The organism is Cytobacillus sp. FSL R7-0696 (assembly GCF_038006865.1).
GTDB classification, from domain to species: domain Bacteria; phylum Bacillota; class Bacilli; order Bacillales; family Cytobacillaceae; genus Cytobacillus; species Cytobacillus kochii.
The window spans coordinates 3,784,559-3,804,626 of the sequence record NZ_JBBOWA010000001.1 but is presented as its reverse complement, the minus strand read 5'-3'; the positions used below and the strand labels follow the sequence as shown (position 1 = coordinate 3,804,626).

Annotated in this window: 15 protein-coding genes and 1 riboswitch; of the genes, 3 read left to right on the top strand and 12 right to left on the bottom strand. The window is 34.9% G+C overall.

Features of this window, described 5'->3' with window-relative positions; translation table 11 throughout:
- Window positions 1–567: 567 nt before the first annotated feature.
- The 4 genes from MKX29_RS19540 to MKX29_RS19525 all read right to left on the bottom strand — a co-directional run bounded on the left by MKX29_RS19540 (window position 568) and on the right by MKX29_RS19525 (window position 4,969).
- Entirely contained in the window at window positions 568–966 is a 399-nt protein-coding gene (locus MKX29_RS19540; RefSeq protein WP_341107195.1) for a VOC family protein, read from the bottom strand.
- A gap of 339 nt (window positions 967–1,305) precedes the next feature.
- Window positions 1,306–3,192, bottom strand: a complete 1,887-nt coding sequence (gene htpG / locus MKX29_RS19535) for a molecular chaperone HtpG (RefSeq protein ID WP_341107193.1) — start codon at window positions 3,190–3,192, stop codon at window positions 1,306–1,308.
- 112 nt (window positions 3,193–3,304) lie between these two features.
- Window positions 3,305–4,090, bottom strand: coding sequence for an SDR family oxidoreductase (locus MKX29_RS19530; RefSeq protein WP_224938391.1), 786 nt, complete (start codon window positions 4,088–4,090; stop codon window positions 3,305–3,307).
- Window positions 4,091–4,102: 12 nt separating this feature from the next.
- Window positions 4,103–4,969: a MurR/RpiR family transcriptional regulator gene (locus MKX29_RS19525; protein ID WP_251161751.1), complete on the bottom strand. Its 867-nt coding sequence runs from the start codon at window positions 4,967–4,969 to the stop codon at window positions 4,103–4,105.
- A gap of 223 nt (window positions 4,970–5,192) precedes the next feature.
- Between MKX29_RS19525 and MKX29_RS19520 the strand changes: the two genes are divergently transcribed.
- Complete coding sequence (locus tag MKX29_RS19520; RefSeq protein ID WP_281202563.1) at window positions 5,193–6,569, top strand: aspartate aminotransferase family protein; 1,377 nt, start codon at window positions 5,193–5,195, stop codon at window positions 6,567–6,569.
- Window positions 6,570–6,915: 346 nt separating this feature from the next.
- Window positions 6,916–7,086 (top strand): aspartyl-phosphate phosphatase Spo0E family protein, encoded by a 171-nt coding sequence (locus MKX29_RS19515; protein ID WP_224938394.1) that lies wholly within the window; start codon window positions 6,916–6,918, stop codon window positions 7,084–7,086.
- A 42-nt stretch (window positions 7,087–7,128) separates the two neighbouring features.
- Here MKX29_RS19515 and MKX29_RS19510 read toward each other — a convergent pair whose 3' ends face one another.
- The 4 genes from MKX29_RS19510 to tenA form a co-directional block, all read right to left on the bottom strand.
- Window positions 7,129–7,944, bottom strand: coding sequence for an ATP-grasp domain-containing protein (locus MKX29_RS19510; RefSeq protein ID WP_224938395.1), 816 nt, complete (start codon window positions 7,942–7,944; stop codon window positions 7,129–7,131).
- Between the two features lie 595 nt (window positions 7,945–8,539).
- Window positions 8,540–10,675 (bottom strand): peptidoglycan D,D-transpeptidase FtsI family protein, encoded by a 2,136-nt coding sequence (locus MKX29_RS19505; RefSeq protein WP_251161753.1) that lies wholly within the window; start codon window positions 10,673–10,675, stop codon window positions 8,540–8,542.
- 297 nt (window positions 10,676–10,972) lie between these two features.
- Window positions 10,973–12,253: an MFS transporter gene (locus tag MKX29_RS19500; protein WP_341107191.1), complete on the bottom strand. Its 1,281-nt coding sequence runs from the start codon at window positions 12,251–12,253 to the stop codon at window positions 10,973–10,975.
- A 300-nt stretch (window positions 12,254–12,553) separates the two neighbouring features.
- Window positions 12,554–13,243, bottom strand: a complete 690-nt coding sequence (tenA, locus tag MKX29_RS19495) for a thiaminase II (RefSeq protein ID WP_281202560.1) — start codon at window positions 13,241–13,243, stop codon at window positions 12,554–12,556.
- A 123-nt stretch (window positions 13,244–13,366) separates the two neighbouring features.
- Window positions 13,367–13,476, bottom strand: a riboswitch (TPP riboswitch).
- A gap of 352 nt (window positions 13,477–13,828) precedes the next feature.
- Here tenA and trhA point away from each other — a divergent pair.
- Window positions 13,829–14,464, top strand: a complete 636-nt coding sequence (trhA, locus tag MKX29_RS19490) for a PAQR family membrane homeostasis protein TrhA (RefSeq protein ID WP_341107188.1) — start codon at window positions 13,829–13,831, stop codon at window positions 14,462–14,464.
- Window positions 14,465–14,583: 119 nt separating this feature from the next.
- Here trhA and MKX29_RS19485 read toward each other — a convergent pair whose 3' ends face one another.
- The 4 genes from MKX29_RS19485 to MKX29_RS19470 form a co-directional block, all read right to left on the bottom strand.
- Entirely contained in the window at window positions 14,584–15,336 is a 753-nt protein-coding gene (locus tag MKX29_RS19485) for a GNAT family N-acetyltransferase (protein ID WP_341107185.1), read from the bottom strand.
- A 211-nt stretch (window positions 15,337–15,547) separates the two neighbouring features.
- Entirely contained in the window at window positions 15,548–17,071 is a 1,524-nt protein-coding gene (locus MKX29_RS19480; RefSeq protein WP_281202557.1) for an AbgT family transporter, read from the bottom strand.
- 295 nt (window positions 17,072–17,366) lie between these two features.
- Window positions 17,367–18,689, bottom strand: a complete 1,323-nt coding sequence (locus tag MKX29_RS19475; protein ID WP_224938401.1) for a hypothetical protein — start codon at window positions 18,687–18,689, stop codon at window positions 17,367–17,369.
- Between the two features lie 77 nt (window positions 18,690–18,766).
- Window positions 18,767–20,056, bottom strand: a complete 1,290-nt coding sequence (locus MKX29_RS19470) for an amidohydrolase (RefSeq protein ID WP_341107180.1) — start codon at window positions 20,054–20,056, stop codon at window positions 18,767–18,769.
- Between the last annotated feature and the right edge of the window lie 12 nt (window positions 20,057–20,068).

The following is a 20,068-nucleotide window of genomic DNA, read 5'->3' as shown; positions in this document are numbered from 1 at the left end:
TTGTCAAAATGTAAAAAGCAAAGTTTTGTAAGCGCTTCACTTAATACTTGTTCCAAATAGTTTTTTCTTTCTAATTTTTGAATGTTATTTATCCTTACATACCCTGTAAATATTAGTGTTCTTTTACATTCTAAAATGGCAAACATAAGCAATTTATTATGTCTCACAAATAATAATTGACTAATGCTTGTTTTAAGATCTAGTAAGAAATAGAATAACAAACTTTAATTATGAATGTAGGTCTCTATACTCAGAATTATGAGGGAGAGCCTTTAAAAGACCCTGGAGATGTTTTTTAAGAGGATACGAGTGGAAAGGATTTTGCAATTCACTATAAAGTTAATTCTATTTATTTTTTATGCACGGACAAACGAAAACAGAAGTGAGCTCATACAAAGCAATTGTTTTTCAAAGATGATTGTTTACAGACTTCTTGTGTTTCTTAGGTATATACCTATTTCTTAATTATTAATCTTCTTTAAATTAACACTGTTTTCGTGACCTTTGTTATTTGTTACATAAATGAAAGGGAACCTCTCTCGTAGTTCCCTTTCTTACCAGACTATTTCAAACTTTTATTGTTCCTTTGATCGTTTTAATACGCTCTTGCTCTTCTCCCTTATCTAAATATTCGAAAAATCCAAGTCGATTTCCCCATGGGTCTGTGAAAGTTCCCCATTTCACTGGTACATCAGGTCTTGAATGTATTTCAAACCTATCTATTCTTAAAACTTCTATAAGTCTCTCTCTTTCAGCCTCAATATTAGTCACTCCTAAACGCAAAGGTCCGTTACCCTCGGAAAGAGTTCCTTCTGCGACTTGCAACCAACATCCAGGAATAAGTTCCCACTCAGCAAACCCCTCATGTGGAGTAAAATCAGCCTTCTTATTAAGCAGTGCTTCATACCACTTTTGCCCTTCTTCAATATTGGCAACTCTAACTTGAGTAGTCATTTCAAAAATCATCTATATCCCTCCTAAATGTAAAATTAACATCTTGTACTTTCCGTTACATATCGCTGATGTATTTCCACAATAAACACAACCCATTCCATTAGGAAAACGATTTTAACGTATAATAAACGTATCAACTTCTGCTGGAAACAAGTCATTTCAAATAGCTTTAACAAGCACTAATTTTTCTTTTGAACGTACATTTACCCCTCCTTACAAATCGAAATGCTTCCTTAACCACGATGATGTTATTCTCAAACAGAGTTGTCATTCATTACGAAAACAGCGTAAATTAAAATAGACCCGAACAATCGATCGGGCCTCATGTTGAAAAAACTATTTCAAAGTAGATTATTGCATTACCTTACAAATATCATTTGTGAACGCTACCGGGTCTTCCACAGATAAGCCTTCAATCAGTAATGCTTGGTTATAAAGTAAATTGGTGTATAAAGCTAATTTTTCATCATCATTCTTATTAAATGCAGCTTGGATACTATTGAAAACAGAATGGTGGATATTCAGTTCAAGTACTTTATCAGCTTTGACATTTTGATTATCTGGCATCATACTTAATACTTTTTCCATTTCAATGGTTACTTCACCATCAGCTGATAAACAAACAGGATGAGATTTTAGTCGTTTGGATGCACGGACCTCTTTTACTTTACCAGTAAGTATTTCAGACATTTTCGTTAATATTTCTTTATTTTCTTTTACTTCATCTTCATTGTCTTCTTCTTTGTCTTCCGCATCAATTCCTAAATCTCCACTAGATACTGACTTAAACTCTTTTTCTTCATAGTTAACAAGCATTTTAATTGCAAATTCATCAATGTCCTCTGTAAAATAAAGAATTTCATATCCTTTATCGGCTACGATTTCTGTTTGTGGTAGCTTGTCAATACGATCAATTGAATCACCTGTAGCATAATAAATATATTTTTGCTCTTCTGGCATTCTGCTTATATATTCATCTAATGTTACTAGTTTTTTCTCTTTGGACGAATGGAACAATAGTAAATCTTTTAATAAATCCTTATGTGTACCAAACTCATTGTACACACCAAACTTGATTTGGCGACCGAATGATTCATAGAACTTCTCATATTGTTCACGTTCATTTTTCAATAATGTTTTTAACTCGCTTTTAATTTTCTTATTAATATTTTTGGCAATCAATTTTAATTGACGATCATGCTGGAGAATTTCTCTTGAAATATTTAAGGATAAATCTTCAGAATCAACCATCCCTTTAACAAAGCTGAAATGATCAGGTAATAAGTCTGGGCATTTCTCCATAATTAACACGCCATTTGAATATAACTCTAACCCTTTTTGATACTCTTGAGAGTAATAATCAAAAGGACGATTTTCTGGGATAAAAAGAATGGCATTATATCGAATGGATCCATCGACACTTACATGCACATGCTTTAATGGCTGATCAAACCCATACCGTTTCTCTTGATAGAAGTTTTGATAATCTTCATCCGTTAATTCATTTTTGTTTTTACGCCAAATTGGAACCATGCTATTAATGGTTTGTTCTTCTATGATCTCTTCAAATTCTTTGTCATTATCTTCTTTCGGTTTACTCGTTGTGACATCCATTTTGATTGGATAACGAATGAAATCAGAATATTTCTTAATAATTGATTTTAATTGATATTCATCAAGGAAATCATCAAAGTTCTCTTCTTCTTCATTTTCTTTTAATTTAAGTGTGATGGTTGTACCTACTTGATCTTTCGTTGTTTCCACAATAGTATATCCATCGGCCCCTTGAGATTCCCAAAGATAAGCTTGGTCACTATGCAAAGCTTTGGACAATACTTTTACCTCGTCTGCTACCATAAATGCTGCATAAAATCCGACACCGAACTGCCCAATAATATCATGACCATCTTTTGCTTCATTCTCTGATTTAAAAGCAAGGGATCCACTTTTAGCAATGACACCTAGATTATTTTCTAGTTCTTCTTTTGTCATTCCGATACCAGTATCAATAATGGTTAATGTGCGTGTTTCCTTATTAGGAATCACCTTTATGTAATAATCGTCTTGTTCGAAAACAAGTTGGTCGTCAGTCAACGCCTTATAATAGATTTTATCAATTGCATCACTTGCATTAGAAATTAATTCACGTAAAAACACTTCTTTTTGTGAATAAATAGAATGTACCATCATATCAAGCAATCGTTTCGATTCAGCTTGGAATTGCATTTTTTCTGCCATCTTCACAGTCTCTCCTTTATCATGAAATTTTCAAAGACTAAATTAGCACTCTATCTTGTAGAGTGCTAATACTATTTTAATATCCTCTTTTTTCCCAGTCAATAGTTAATATTTATAAAGAACGCACCATTCCGCCATCTATTAAAATGGAAGAACCCGTTACGTAAGTATTAATATCTGAACATAGGAAAGTGACAAATTGAGCAAATTCTTCCGGCGTACCATAACGACCTAACGGGATCGATTGTACTGATGCTTTTTGCACTTCTTCTTTCGTCATCCCCTTTCTATTGGCCGTTAATTGATCAAGATAGTCAATACGATCTGTTGCTATTCTACCTGGTGCAACCGTATTAATTAATATTTGATGCGGAGCCAATTCATCAGCAAGCGTTTTAGTCAAACCGACAATTCCTAAGCGAAATGTATTAGATAATAATAAACCTGGGATTGGTTGTTTAATAGATGTGGAAGCAATATTAATGATTTTCCCACCATGTTTCTTCATTTCAGGCAATACACTTCGGATTGTTCGTACGTAACTAAGTAAATTTAATTCGAACGAACGATACCAATCTTCATCCGATAAATCCTCAAATCCGCCACCAGGGGGTCCTCCAGCATTATTGATAAGGATATCAACGGTTCCATATGTAGCTTTTGTCTTTTGAACAAGTTCTTCAATATCTTCCTGTTTTGTAATATCACACACTTGGTACTCCACTTCCATGAAACCACTTGATTTTAGCTCTTGTTGTACGACTTGTAGTTTACTTTCATCTCTACTAGAAATCATTACTTTGGCGCCTTCCTTGGCTAATTCAAGGGCAATCGCCTTTCCTAAACCTTGACTGGAAGCTAATACTAAAGCTACTTTACCTTTTATTTTTAAATCCATTGACTACTCCTCCTATTTCTTTCTATAAAATATATCAAACCGCTCCCATAAGTCTTCTAACTTCTCTAACCTTTCTTCTACAACATCTGTCCGCTCTTTCCCTAAATAAACAATTAAAGCATTAATTAAGCTAAGTGGTGCGGTAAAGGAGTCGATAAACGTCGGAAGCTTGCTAGAAGCAGTTAATACTACGTCTGCATATGGCACTAATGGTGACGTTAGATGATCAGTAATAGCAATCACTTTTGCTCCATGTTCTTTTGCATATTGCACTTGTTCAATTGTATTCATTGAATAACGAGCAAAGCTGATACCAATCACTACATCATGCTCATCCAACTTAAATAACTGTTCTGATACAGTGTCAGCAGCACCTATTAATTCACTATGTCCAAGGATAATATTTAAATAATATTGCAGAAATACACCTAATGACCGAGCACTGCGATTGGCACTGATGTATATTCTTCTTCCCTCTAATATATATTGTGCTGCTCTCATAAATTGTTGTTCATCTAACTTTTCCATCGTCAATTGGATGTTAGCCATATCATCCTGGAACAGAGAGACAACCCCTTCTCTTTCGTGTTCATACACATCTGATGACATTCTCAATCTCTCTGTTGTAGTGAGTTGTTTTTGTATAGAGCTTTGCATGTATTGCTGTAGATCAGAGTAACCAGTAAATCCAAGAAAAACGGCAAATCTAACAACAGTAGCTTCACTAACTTTCGTAGATTTGGCTAGTTTAGCGACAGTTAAGAATGGAATTTCATTTTTATGATCAAGCATGTATGTAGCAATTTTCTTTTGAGATTTACTCATTATTGGATATTGATCCGCGATTAACTTTTCGATATTCTCCATTTTGTAAGTCATACCTTTTCTTCAAAATTAACAGATTTCTTTCTCATCCTTTTTATTATACGTGAAAAGCTTAAAAATTGATAATTTGTATAACCATCAATGAATTATTTATTTCATTTTAATTAAAAATGAAATTAATACTTCACAAATAGGTTTTTTCAGCGTATGATGTTCTATATATTTCTTATATTAATAAATATGAATTATACATTTCATTATAGAGGTGGAAAATACAGTGAAAACAAGTTCATTAGATGATGTACACGAACAATTAAAAGCAAAAACGAGTAAATCATATCAATTCTCTTTAGATGCCCAAAGCTATATGCCAGGCGGTGTGACAGCAAATATTAAATACTTTGATCCATACCCGATTGTTATGCAAAGAGGTAGTGGCGCTTACTTATTCGATATTGATGGCAATGAATACATCGATTACTTATTATCTTACGGCTCTTTAATGCTCGGTCATGGTCACCCAAAAGTGCAAAAAGCATTAGCTGACCAAATGCAAGTGAATGGTACACATTTATTCGGGACGCCTCATCAACTTGAACTAGAAATGGCAAAAAAATTACAAGCACTTTATCCTTCGATGGAAAAACTTAGATATACAAACTCAGGTACTGAAGCCACTTTATTATCAATAAGATTAGCCTATGCTTACACTGGTAAATATAAGATTGCTAAGTTTGAAGGTCATTACCACGGCGGATATGATCAAATGCTTATTAGTGTCAATCCAAAAGTAGATCAAGCAGGTCCAGCTTCGGAACCAAATGCGCTAATTGAATCTAAAGGTGTTGATCCCTATCACGAAACACATACGATTGTTTTACCTTTTAATAATTTAGAAGCAACAGCAGAAATTTTGACAAAGCATAAAGATGAGGTAGCAGCAGTGATTTTAGAACCTGCTCAAAGTGGCTTTATCCCTGCTACACAAGAATTTATGACTGGATTGAGAAAAATAACGGAAGACTTAGGTATTGTTTTAATCTTTGATGAAGTAAAAACCGGCTTTAGATTGGGGCTTGGTGGTGCACAATCCATTTATCATATTTCACCTGATTTAACAACCTTAGGTAAAGTAGTTGGAGGGGGTTTTCCTGTTGGTATGGTTGGAGGCAAAGAAGAGATAATGATGTGTTGTGCTCCTTCTGCCTTCTCGGATGTTTTTGACCATAGTACAGGTAAGAACTCCAGTGCCAAAGATGTTCTTTTCCATAGCGGGACATATAATGGTCACCCTTCAATCCTTGCAGCAGGTATGGCAACCATTGACGTATTACAAAATGAAATCTCTACTGTAATAGCTAGAACGCATCGTTTAAAACAAGAACTAACAAGTCTTTTTGAGAGAAAAGGATTAACGATGCAAACCATTGGACTCGGGTCCATTTTTAACATCGTATTTACTGATAAAGAAATATGGAATTATCGCGACTTACAGGAAGCGAATTTTGCCTTACGAAAAAGATTAGATCTATTATTATTAATTAATGGTTTATATACAAAACCAATGAATCGTTTCAGTCTATCTACAGCACACACTGATTTAGAAATTAATAGAACCTTGGAGATATTCGAAAAAGCTTTACAAGATTTATAATCATTCGTTGTACCCAGTGAATAAGCACAAACAAAAACTCCTAAAAAATCGTTTTTGTTTGTGCCATTTATGAATCAACTATTTATCGCTCTCCATAACTATCTGATGCTCTTCAATGATTTTTTTAATTTCTCTCTTTTTCTTCTTTTTCATCTCGTTGCTAAAACGAAAGCAAAATTCTGGGCATGACACAATTTATCCTTTTACTAGATTTATAGCATTTTGATTCAGGCTATAAAAACTGCAGCTCTGTTATAACTTAAAGAGATAACTATTGATTGTATAATATGTAAAAATATGTGATAATATAATTAGTTATGATATTTTGAATTCGAGGTAATGACAGATGCAGGTAACTTCTATAGACATAGAGAGTCAAATAAAAGATACAAGAGAAATGCTTTTAATTATCGGGGATATTTTTGGACTATCAGACCCGTTCACTATTCAAATAAGCGAGGAACTCGACCTCTTAATTAATATGGTACAAAAAGAAAAATACGCAATGTATAAATAAGTAAAAGCCTAGTTTCCTCTGAAAGAAATTAGGCTTTTACCATTAAGAAACAACTTTATTTCCTGGTGTTGGCGATGTTGGAAATGGTGGTAGAAATTGTGATAATAAATATTGATAAATCGTTTGTTCCACTGATTTTCCTAGTTTATTTAACCCTTGATTCCCAAATAACACATTAAATTCGATAATATAGTATTTCCCTTCGCTTACCATGACATCAAACCCTGCATGATTAATACCTAATTGACCGGCGATATCTAAAACAAGGTCGATTGCTTCTTGTGGAATAAAATCGGCACATAGTTCTCCACCTTGTGCAATATTATGAAGAAACTCTCCTTCTAGTCCCACTCTCCAGTAGGCGCCCAGTACTTCATTCCCAACCACACATATACGTAAATCTTTGCCATCATTCGGTAAATATTCTTGGATATATAAAGCGTCCACTTTCTCACAATACGTTAGAAAGTCTTCTCTCGATTGGATAAGGAAAACACCTTTTCCCATAGAGTTTCGTGATTCTTTTGCTACAAAAGGAAAGGGAAAAGTATCTAACACATACTCAATATTGCTCCTTGTATTAGCAAGGATTTCAGTATAGGGAGCATGCTCAGGACTCACCGACCAAAGGGCCCTTGTCATTTCAATTTTACTAAAACCTAACTGCATTGTTTCTATGCTAGGAAAAATCTTTTTCTTCAACCCATACACAAGTGACGGTACTTGCCACGTTTCAGGAAATAACACGATGTCTGCTTGCTTTATTGCATCTATTTCCTTAAACATATGTTCTGGCTTTATATAGTGCACATTGGGCATACCAATCGTGCGAAATGCATTAAAAGAAACAATTTTCATTGATTCATTCACCTTCATTATTCAATTATGTTTTCCGTATTACAGATGTTAAAAAATGTATTTAAAAGAATAGAAAACTATTAATATCATAGCATTTTTGTAAAAAAATACAATCAGTTTTTTTAAGAAATATTCTTATTAATATTTCTAAATATTTATTGTAATTATACGGAAGTAGAATAAAGAAAAATCAGGAAAATAGAACCGGTTTTTTGGAAAATTAAAAGAGTTGAATGCATTTACACTCATTTTCTTTATTTTTTTCATTTCGAATGCCAAATTTTAAAAACCAACTGTGTCAAAAGATTCTCCTGGTTTAAATTTCTAGTGTAGGACATTTACCTTAAATTGAATAGAATGACTTGTTTTGTTAGTCCTTCTAAGGGAACCACCCTCTCTTTTTAAAGCACACACCCATTATCTTACAATCGTTTTACTACGGATTCCAACTACCTTTGCTAAGGAAGCGTAATCACCTTCCCTAGCAAGAGAGAATAACAATTTTTTGCTTAATAGCGCCATCATCATTCACCATAAAAAACACCCCGAGTGTTAGACTTTCGGGGTGTACATCAAAAGCTCTATTCTTTTTTATTTAAAGTTCTTCATTTTCTTCGTCTTTTTGTTTAGTCTTCATTTTAAAATAAGCATCAAATACCTCATCAGCAATATGAAGGTTAATCTTGGATTTATCTGAAGACAACCATGGAATGACGACTGAAATGGCAATTTCAGGGTTATCATACGGCGCGTAACCGACAAAGGTTAAATTCCAAGTATCCGGATTTGATTGCACCTTAAGCGGCCCCCCGTAGTAAGCTTGGGCTGTTCCTGTTTTACCTGCAATCTTGTACTTTTTATTTGTAATCCCACTATTTGCTGTTCCCTGCGGATGGTTGACTACTTGGATAAACCCATCCTGTACATGTTCAATCCATGCATCCTTCATCGTAATTTTATTCAAAACATTTGGCTCAATGGATTGATAAACCGCACCAAGTTGATTATTCTCGAGATTCGGTTCACGAATTTCCTTCACAATCTGTGGTTGCATACGGTAACCACCATTTGCTATCGTTGATACATATTGTGCCAATTGTAGCGGACTATAAGTATCGAATTGTCCAATGGCAAAATCAAGCGTATTCCCTCCATTAGGAGGAATGGGTGATTGTCCTGTTACTTCACCTGGTAAGTCGATACCCGTTTTCACCCCAAGACCGAACTGGTGAAAATTATATCGTAACTTTCTAATACCTTCATCTTTATCAATACGAAGTTTACCTCGCGGAATGTATTCTTGTTGCCCACCAATTCTCATCGCTATTAAAAACATATAAACATTTGACGATTTCCTAAGGGCCGTTAGATCATTAATGGCACCAAATCCTGCCGTATTCCAAGATCGTTTAGGTTGTGTTCCGTCAAAATACAAAGGTCTATCCACCAAAACACTCCAAGGTGAGATTACCCCTTCTTGGTAACCTGCTAACACTGTTGCGCCTTTTATAGTGGAACCCATTGAATATTGACTTGTCATATTACCTAAGGCGTAATCCATGACTTCTGTTTCACCTGTTTTTTCATCTTTGACAAATTGTTTGCCAGCCATTGCGAGAACCTCACCTGTTTGTGGGTTCATCGCTGAAACGAAGCCACGATCTAAAAAGTAATTACTTCCCCTCAGACTTCGAACATGCTTTTCAATAATTTTTTCTACCTCTTGTTGGAATTCGATGTCAGTTGTTAAGACAAGGTCTTTTCCTGCTTGTCCTTCTCTTACCACATCTTGCTTTGTTACTTCACCTGTTTTATCTGTGTAATTTTTCATGATTTTCTTTTGCCCTTGTAAAACAGACTCGTATTGCAATTCTAAATAACTCTTGCCGACACGATCATTACGACTATAACCTTTAGATTGATAATATTCGAGCATTTCACTAGGTAAGCCCTCTTTTGAACTTGAAACATTTCCAAGTACAGAACTTAATGTCACTTCGCCGTCTTCGTCTTTCAAAGCATTATAACGTTCCCAGTCTACCGTTGTATCAATGCCAGGTAATAGATGAAGATTCTCACTAACAAGAGCAAATTCATCTTCATTGACATTTTTGTTCTTTATAAAATGAGGTGTCAACATTCGACTACTTGCCATTTCTCGAAATATCGCTAAAACTTCTAGTTCATCCTTCTTAAAAGCATTCAGTTCTTCTTCTGTTATTCGTTCCCGCGTTCGTTTATATATTTCGTCATCTACTTCTTTTGATGACATATCACTTGCTAGCAATTTATCTTTTTCTTTATCCGATACTTTTTCTGCTGCTTCATTCGGATACTTTATTATCCAAAAGTCTTGTTTATCTCTTTCAGTAATCGCCTTCAAGTCTTCTTCCGTGTCTTTTTTAATCATCTTCGCTAAAAGCTCTGATGTCTGAATCATTTCTTCTTGTGTTGTAGATTGGGAGCGAGTATAACTTATGGCTAATTGGGGTTTATTCCCTACAACCAGTCTTCCTTTACTATCATAGATCTGCCCCCTAGGTGCCGTGCTTGCTACTGGCACCTCCACTTCCCGTTCAATCTCTTTTTTATAATTCTCTCCGTAAACAATTTGAACAATACCTAAGCGGAAGATTAGAATCGAAAAGAGTATAAATACTGCAAAAAACATTAAATTAATCCGAAAAACCATTTTTTTATTTCTTTTTTTTCTTCTCTGTTCTCCCGCCATCATCAACACAACCAATCATCAAAGTATGAATGTTCTTAATTATTACTATATGTAACTATTATATTTCACAAATATGTTATCTATTAAAATTAGATTAATAATATAAACTATCTTACAACAAATATCCAATTTTTTCAATTGTTATGAAGAAATATTTGATAAAAAAAGATCAATTTTACACTTTCAGTAACATTTCTCTAAAGACGATAGATGGTGAACAAATCAGGTATCCACTCGACTGCCTTTTAAGTGATGATTGTTCTTCATTTTTTATTAGCTAAATAAAAAAATCGATTGTTAACCAACCGATTTTTTCATTTGACTCATTTTAAGTTTTTGACGATATACTGTTGGCTCATATAACATGAATACTCCAATTAACCCAATAATCGCAAAGCTTAAAGGAATATAAAGTCCATATTGATAAGCGGTTATAACGTCAAAATTAGCAAAATGGTCCAATACTTTTCCAAAAATTGCTGGCAGCAACACTGCGCTAAGAAAGCCTCCCGTATTAGCGAAACCGGAAATAAGCCCCACTTCCTTTATATGAAAGGACTGTCTAACAACTGTAAAGGTTAGAGCACTGGCACCATTTGCATAACCTATGATTACGAATAAAAGAATGAATAATAAATATGGTGGCTCTCCACCCATCAATACTAAAGTGATCCAAGCAGAAACCGACAGCATCTGCACAATGACATACGGTGCTTTGACTCTGTCAAAAAAAGTAGATAGATAGGTTGTTAATGGTGCTCCGATAATGGCACCAAATAAGCCGTACATAATTACTTCACTTGCACTTGATCGTGATAAACCGTAAATGTCCATACCATAGGGAACTGCCCAAGAGCCAATAAAGCCGATATATGTGCCCACTACACCAAAGTGACAAAGGAATGTCGCCCAAGCTTGGCGATTGACAAGTAATCTTCTTATGATGACTAATAACGGTTCATTTGTTTCTTTTTGATTTTTTTCTTCTTCCATTTGAAATTTCTTCTTAGGATATTTTATTAAAACAACATAAAGCCCCATACCAAGGGTGAATATTACAATGCCAACAATTAAAAATGGAAGTCGCCACCCTAATAGAGAAATGGTCGAACTAAAAGGAACTGTTGCTAATAAGAATCCTAAACTTCCGGTCATTCCGGCAAATCCCACTAGCATCGAAAACTCCTGCTGCTTGAACCAAATGCTCAATACAAGAACTAAATTGACCCATATAGTAGCATCGCCAATTCCACATAATAACCTAGCAAAGATGAGCATATAACTATTATCTACCGAACTATACAGGATGGTACCTAGCCCGTTTAGCAGTGTTCCAGCGACTAGAAATACATTGGGACCAAATCTATCAGAGAATAATCCGATGGGAATTTGCAATCCAGCATAAGCAAAAAATTGAATACTCGTTATCAGCCCAATCGTTGCTGCAGTTAAATGAAATTCTTCCATTAATTGATCAGTAATTAAACCAGGTGCTGTTCTTTGACTAACCATAAATAAATAGGCTAAAAGTAAAACACCAAATACAACCCATCTGTACTTACTTTGTTGTTTATTCATTTTTAAAACGCCTTCCTCAATTTAACATTCGTCTCTCATTATACGCTTATTGTCATTATATATATATAGGAAGTTTATATGTCTATGAGGGTGGAGAAGTAGAAGTCATTTCTATTGACTAGATGAGTAGTTTTTGAAGTCCGAACTTCTTTTTAGGAAAATCCGATACGGCAAATTGTCTTTATTCCATAAACAAACCTGATACTACAACGATTATAAAGGGTATGATGTTAACAGAATTGAGTTAGTATGAACTAACCTTATTCTGTTAACACTATTCCTGCTTTCATTTATGAAGTTTTATGCATATGTTTTATCACTTAGCCACTTTTCTTGGGTATAAGCCATTTCCCAAAAAGCTAATTCATATTGACAGCTAATGGTAAATGCCATTTTCATTTTTTCTTTTTCTGTTTCAGATGCCATTTCAGCAAGCCGATCAAGATGATGAATTTGTTCCAGTACAAGTTTAACAAACCATTCTCCACCGTATGTATCAATCCAGGTACGATAGATTTCTTCTTTTGGTTTTGCCCCTTTAAAGCTCTGCCCAATATCATAATAAATCCAATAACACGGAAGCAAACTAGCGATGACCTCGCCAACTGTGCCTGTCTCTGCTACACGATATAAATGGGATGTATATGCATAGGCAGTAGGAGCGGGTTTAAACTGGTTTAACTCTTCTTCAGAAACTTTTAATACCTCCATAAATTTGTTATGTAACCCTAGTTCAGCTTCATAGGTACCTTGCGCATGCGAGGCCATTCTTGAGGTCATATATAAATTCTCTGCTTTAGAAGCAGCGATTGCTTGCACACGAGCAAAATGTGATAAATAGTAAGAATCTTGTAACACATAAAAGCGGAAACACTCAATTGGTAAATCTCCCTTAGCAATTCCTTTAACGAAAGGGTGTTCAAAATTCGCTTCCCATATATCATGTACTTCTTTCCTTAACGATTGTGTAAACGTTTCTTTTGTTGTCATCATTTCTACCTCTTCTCTTTTTTTTATCGAGCATAAAAAATCCAGAAAAGCGAAAAACCACTTCCTATAAGAAAGTGGTTACTGTATACATTATTCATTTAGTTATAGTTATAATGTTAACTAAATTTATATACGCCACTTCCCTACGCTGGTATCAACCAGATCAGGTTCTAAGAGTCTTAAAGTTATTACACTTTAATCTCAGCCTTTTAAAGGCACCCCTAGTGGATTTATTCAATTATGCTTTCAAAGTTATGTTATCATCTTATCAATAAATGTCAACCTAAATGGAAACTGCAAGTTTAGTAAATAAGCAATGTCGAGCTTCTCTTTCAGTAACCATTATGAAACAAGTTGGATGAATGCTTCAACTGACGTAATACCGCGGCTTAAATTGGCATTGACTCAAGGATGGATAACACCAAATATTCTCCAAGCATTTAAACTCTCTGCCGTTAGACCAGACCCTTCCCCCTTTTCGTTCGGTGAAGTTTTTCTTTATAATGAAAGCTTTCGACTTTTTATCAGCGTAAAATATGTTTATACTAGAATTATGATTTTGGATAAAGAATGGGTGAATACTACTTGGAAACACATATTTTTTCAAAGGGAGAAGAAATCGCCAACGCGATCGTACACGGAATTGGTGCGCTATTAAGTATTGCGGCTCTGGTCATTTTAACTGTTTTCTCATCCTTATATGGAACAGCTTGGCATATTGTCAGCTTTGTTCTTTTTGGTACAACGATGGTTATTTTATATTTCTCATCAACTTTGCTACATAGTTTACCTGCTGGAAAAGCAAAGGATGTATTTGAGATTCTCGATCATTCTTCCATTTACTTTTTTATTGCTGGAACGTTCACACCGTTTCTATTTATAACAGTTAAAGGACCCTTAGGATGGACTTTATTTGGTCTTGTTTGGGGGCTAGCGATTGCTGGTACGGTTTTCAAATGTTTTTTTGTTAAAAAGTTTTTAGTCTTCTCGACATTACTATATGTTTTGATGGGCTGGCTAATTATATTTGCCTGGGAGCCCTTGGTTACACACTTACCCAAACAAGGAATGATTTTCCTCATTATCGGTGGCGTACTATACACTGCTGGTTCAATATTTTATGTATGGAGAGGATTTAAGTACCATCACGCATTGTGGCATGTTTTTATTCTCGCTGGTTCGATTATGCATTTTTTTGCTGTTCTCTCGCTTCTACCATGATCAAAATTTACTTCTTTATAAATGATCTGCAGATGGCTACTCTCACCGCCTGCAGATTTATTAATATCCGTTTGTTGAGTTTTTATGACAATACGTGTTTAATCTAAAAAAACTACTACTTATAATAACTTCATTACTTCATAGCGAAAACTCACTTTTTTATACCCTTGTTTGCGATACATATCCTTTGGCGTGTCATTGCTGTCGGCTACAAGTATAACCCTATGATTGCTAAATCGTTTCATTACTTCATATTGCAAACTTGCAGCAATCCCCTTTAATCGGTGAGCTGGTAACACACCTACATTATCAATTTCAGCTGTACACGTACACTTATTAAAAAATACTTGTAATGAACCTGCTGGCACACCATGATCATATGCGAGTAACTGTAACGTATCTTTTGCATTATAATGATAGGAATGCATGCTTCTATTAAGATTCACATATTCCTCACCATAATCTTGATCAAAGTTTCTCTGCAATAGTAGATATTCTCGTAAATTATCATTTGTCACTTCCTCAACCACGATTTCGTTCTTTCTATCTTTATAGATAAATTGAAGAGGTTTAATTTCATATAACTCCTGACACCCGATCGTATAAAATTGTTGATAAAGGTATAATAAAACATCCTCTTGAATCATTTCGTCTGCTGGTAAATAAAACTTCAAATGTTCTTGTTTATGCTCTTTCTGATAGTCTTCTAAATACCTCTGTGCCAGTTGAAATACTTGCAAACTAGGATTTATTTTAAATTGAATAAAGTTTGCATCATATTTAAAATAGAACTGTTTTGTGCCATAGTGTTCAAAGTTGGCTTTCTCTGCTATTAAATTACCATCATCGTGTATATCTCTGAAACTAACCATTAATAAACCCACCCTCTTACTAAATTTTTGGGTAATAGTAAGACAAAATATTAAAAGAATAACTGATTTGAACTCCAAAATAACATGTCTATATTAACAATTATAGCTTCTTTTATACTTATCCTAATAAGATTTTTATGCAAAAGACAAAATGACTCTCACTCAGAAAGCGAGAGTCATTCTACTTTAATCATTTAGCATTAATAAAATATTAGAGAAACATTCCCACCCCTGGACCAAACGGAATACCAAGTAAACCAAATAATACAAGCAAGATGACCCATGTAAAAAGGAAGGCGATTGAGTATGGTAACATCATTGAAATTAATGTCCCTAAGCCTGCCTTTTTATCATATTCTTTCATATAGGCAAGAATAATTAATATATACGGATTCAAAGGAGTTATGACATTAGTAGAAGAATCAGCAATTCTATAGGCTACTTGTACAAAAGCCGGGTTAAAACCTAATAACATAAACATTGGGACAAAGATTGGTGCTTGCAGCGCCCATTGTGCAGAGCCACTAAATATTAATAAATTTAATCCCGCTGTAAAAAATACAAATAGAATAATAACAAACCAACCAGTCAAATTTAATGAGGTAAGTAAATCCGCTCCTCTTACTGCAATTAAAGTCCCTAAATTACTCCAGTTAAAATAAGCAATAAATTGAGAAGCTGCGAAAATCAACACAATATAACCGGACATATCTTTCATTGCTGAACCCATAAACTTTGGTATGTCAGTAGATTTTTGAATCTTCTTAACAGTTACCCCATATGCGGTACCCATTACAATAAAGAATAATAGTATGATCGGAATAATTCCACTTAAAAATGTTGAAGGTATAATACCACCTTCTTCATTCCTTAAAGGCGAATTTGGCCAAAAAAGTGCTGTGAATAACACAATTAAATAAATTACACCTGCTAGGACACTATTTTTTAAAGCCTTTGACTCTAATTGAGTAACTGGTTCAAACTCTTTCTTTAATTCTCCATCATATTTTCCTAACCTTGGTTCTATAATTCTCTCAGTTATCAAGCCACCGATAAGTGTTAAAATAACGACAGAAACTGACATAAAATACCAATTATCAACAGGCGATACTGATATACTAGGGTCTACTGCTTTAGCAGCTTCAGAAGTAATACCTGCTAATAGTGCATCTGTTCCACCAACAATAATATTAGCCGTAAAACCTGCTCCTACCCCAGCAAAACCTGCAGCTAAACCCGCTAACGGGTGTCTTCCCACTGTGTAAAATATCATTGCGGCTAAAGGAGGTATTAAGACAAATGCAGCATCGGAAGCAATATTACCTAAAATTCCAACAAAAAAAACTGCATAAGTGACTAATGATTTTGGCGTACTTAACATGGTTTTTTTAATCGCAGCTTCAAGTAGTCCAACTTTATCAGCAAGACCTACTCCTAACATCATAGCTAGTACTAAACCTAGCGGAGCAAAGCCAGTAAAGTTACTGAGCATTTCAGTTAAAATAAACTGAATTCCTTCACCTGATAGTAAACTTTTAATTGCTAGCTCTTCTGAAGTTCCTGGATGAACGACAGTTACATTTAAAGAATTAATGATTGCTGACGCGATAATAACAACTATTGCCAAAAATGCAAAAATGAAAAATGGATCAGGTAATTTGTTACCTAGTTTTTCAATTCCATTTAAGAATCCAGTCATTATTCTTGACTGTTTGACTTCATGTTCTACTTTCATACATTATCCACTCCTTTAATAACGGAACTATTCCTTAACATTTCCGTTATTATATCATCACATTTATATTGTGAATAGTCTTTTTTTAATCTTTTTTGTCTTTTTTAGTAATTTTCTAATAAATATCATTTTTATTTACAAATAAAAGAATATATAGGAATTATATGGTTGATAATCATTCTCAATGTTCGCCTTTTGTTAGGTGTTATTTAACTTAAACGATAATAAAAACCTAAACAACTGGAAATAAGTGATATTTCTAGTGTTTAGGTTCAAATCATACGGATTTATTTTTTTATTGTTTGGCAAACTGATTAAAGTTTAATTGGTAAATTTTTCGTGGTCTCCCTCTATGACCTGTCTCTTCTCCAATAATTTCAGCTAAACCTATCTTTTCCATCTCCATCAAGATTCTTCTTGCGTTGCGATCAGTGCTTTTTAGCCAATGAGATAAATCTTGAGAAGTGATCTTATTTTTTTGATAATGTAATGATAAAGACTCAATTTTTGCAACAACCTTACTACTTATACCTGCATCTTTAAATATTTTTTCCCAATCATTTCCGTAAATCCTTGAATGAAAACTTATTTCTTCTCTTTCATTATTAATAATCGTTAATTCTTTTTCTTCATTAACAGAGATAACGATAGGACCCTTAAATTCACGAGCATGAGAAAAAGCCATGCTCACATTTTCCTCAGCCTCTAATACCGTTAATCCAAAGCCTACACCTATGCGAACACGTAACCGACTATGAACAAAAATCTCTTCACTGATCGTCAACATCGATTGGTCTCGCATAAATAGCTCAAGTTCTCCTCGCGTAGTAAAAATATAGTGAACGCCATCATCCATTTGGACTATCGAACCATTCATTTGTTCACCAACGTCAAGCAAGACTTTTTTTAGTTCTAGTTCTTGATGCTTTAACCGGAAGGATCGCCTTCTTTCTTCACTTTCAGAAGAAGCAACGATGCGTTCGACACCAATAATGACAAGCTGTGATTTCCGGTACCATGATGCTTGCCCCTTTTCTTTAATCGTTTCTAAAGAACGTCTGACCGTTAGTTCAGATTGCTCAATGCGATAAGTTGGGATATTCATCTTCGTTAATTCTTTATACACCTTATTCAAACAAGTAATAGCCACATCGACTTTGTTACTTTCATATAATTCTTTATGAAAAGCAATAATTTCTTCAGCCGGCATATATCCATCGTAAGAATTCATCTGGAAAAGGACTCGATTCCTCACTAACGGATCGAGTCCTCTATCCATTTCTTCTTCTTGAATAGTGTCCAAGCTAAAACGCTTTTGCACTTGATCGCTATCTAAAAAAACCTTTACTAAGACAGCAAGCAGGCTCGCACCACTTAAAGGAATATAACTCGCTTCTTTTTTTGTAATCACTTTCTTGGATAATGCATAAAAATATGGCGCCTGTCCTGAAAAAAGCCACTGATCAACCCATTCTCTATTTCTAATAATAATTTGCTCAGTTTCTTCAGTCGATTCATACACAAAGGGAATAAAGTGAAGTTCGCCGTAGTCCGCCCCTGTATCTATAATCATTTTAACTGAATCTTTTGGTCCAATAACCCCCACTCGAATTTTCATCCAACGCACCTGCCTCCAACAAATTAAACAATATAGCCTTATTTTAACATGACTGGTTAAGGTTCGTTCTTTTTAACTTATTGCCATCCTAAAATCACACGACAAATTGATTCAACGGCGATAGGCAGTACCTTTTCATCATAATCAAAACATGGATGATGATGTCCAGCAGCGAGCGGTGTTCCAAATAACATATAGTTCGCCGCTCCCCCATTATTCCTCACCTTCTCTAACATAAAGGCAGCGTCTTCAGAAGCCCCTAGAGGTAATTTTGGGATCACATTTTTAATATTTGTACTGGCTTTCACTGCCTCATTAATAAAATCCACCCATTCTTCTTGATACACTGCACTTGGCGCTTGCCCAACGATTTCAACATTTGTAGTGACATCATATAGTGCTGCACTGGCTTGAATAATTCTCATGGCTTCGAGGACCATGTACTCTTCATTAAGTTCAGTTGAAGCACCTCGGGTTTCTAATTGCATTTTCGCATAATCAGCAATAATATTTCGGCCACTTCCAGCCTCTAGTGTTCCTATATTGATGCGCGTCGCACCACTTGCGTGTCTCGTAATACCATTTAAATGTAATGAAGAGGCTGCAGCGGCTAATAGAGCATTCCTGCCTTCATTTGGCTCTAATCCAGCATGTGCTGATTTGCCAAAATATTCAACGTTTATCTTTGTACTCGCTAAGAACTGATCTGTTGTTGCAACGATGTCACCAATGTTTAACGAGTGGATCCCTATATGTCCGCTTAAAAAGACATCGGCATCATCTAACAAGCCTTTATCCACCATCGGCTTTGCCCCTCGTCCGCCTTCTTCTCCAGGTTGAAATAACAAGGTGAAACGGCCGTTTAATTGATGGCGATTTTCATGAATAAAATGCGCCACACCTAAACCAATGGCGGTATGCCCATCATGACCGCACGCATGCATATATCCCGCTCTGTTACTATGAAACCCATGCACAAAAGGAAAATGTGCTTCATCCTCTGCTTCATTAATCGGCAGGGCATCAATATCAAATCGTAGAACAATATGTTTTCCTTTTCGACCAGTGTCGAAATAAGCTTTAAGTCCGGTAAAAGCACCTTTCATTAAATATAAATACGCTTTATTTATGCCCGCTTCCATCGCTCTTTGTTCTTCTTTTTCTATCTGATCTTCTGTTGGCAACCCCATTCTTGTATGTGGATGGAGAATCGCTTGTCCCATCTCTACTTCAAAATCAAGCTTTTCTATCTCTTCAGCAATTTTTGCAGTTGTCACATACTCTGTCCACGCTACCTCTGGATATGCATGAAACATTCTTCTCATTTTAGTTAAATACGGGGTGATGTCTTTTATGAATGCTTCCATTGAAAAAAATTC

What these genes read in the sequence shown, in the direction of transcription:
- MKX29_RS19475 (WP_224938401.1), bottom strand. Translation starts at nt 18,689, where the DNA reads ATGAAAATTCGAGTGGGGGTTATTGGACCAAAAGATTCAGTTAAAATG.
- MKX29_RS19480 (WP_281202557.1), bottom strand. Translation starts at nt 17,071, where the DNA reads ATGAAAGTAGAACATGAAGTCAAACAGTCAAGAATAATGACTGGATTC.
- MKX29_RS19530 (WP_224938391.1), bottom strand. Translation starts at nt 4,090, where the DNA reads ATGGATTTAAAAATAAAAGGTAAAGTAGCTTTAGTATTAGCTTCCAGT.
- MKX29_RS19470 (WP_341107180.1), bottom strand. Translation starts at nt 20,056, where the DNA reads ATGGAAGCATTCATAAAAGACATCACCCCGTATTTAACTAAAATGAGA.
- htpG (WP_341107193.1), bottom strand. Translation starts at nt 3,192, where the DNA reads ATGGCAGAAAAAATGCAATTCCAAGCTGAATCGAAACGATTGCTTGAT.
- tenA (WP_281202560.1), bottom strand. Translation starts at nt 13,243, where the DNA reads ATGACAACAAAAGAAACGTTTACACAATCGTTAAGGAAAGAAGTACAT.
- MKX29_RS19515 (WP_224938394.1), top strand. Translation starts at nt 6,916, where the DNA reads ATGCAGGTAACTTCTATAGACATAGAGAGTCAAATAAAAGATACAAGA.
- MKX29_RS19500 (WP_341107191.1), bottom strand. Translation starts at nt 12,253, where the DNA reads ATGAATAAACAACAAAGTAAGTACAGATGGGTTGTATTTGGTGTTTTA.
- MKX29_RS19505 (WP_251161753.1), bottom strand. Translation starts at nt 10,675, where the DNA reads ATGGCGGGAGAACAGAGAAGAAAAAAAAGAAATAAAAAAATGGTTTTT.
- MKX29_RS19510 (WP_224938395.1), bottom strand. Translation starts at nt 7,944, where the DNA reads ATGAAAATTGTTTCTTTTAATGCATTTCGCACGATTGGTATGCCCAAT.
- MKX29_RS19485 (WP_341107185.1), bottom strand. Translation starts at nt 15,336, where the DNA reads ATGGTTAGTTTCAGAGATATACACGATGATGGTAATTTAATAGCAGAG.
- MKX29_RS19525 (WP_251161751.1), bottom strand. Translation starts at nt 4,969, where the DNA reads ATGACTTACAAAATGGAGAATATCGAAAAGTTAATCGCGGATCAATAT.
- MKX29_RS19540 (WP_341107195.1), bottom strand. Translation starts at nt 966, where the DNA reads ATGATTTTTGAAATGACTACTCAAGTTAGAGTTGCCAATATTGAAGAA.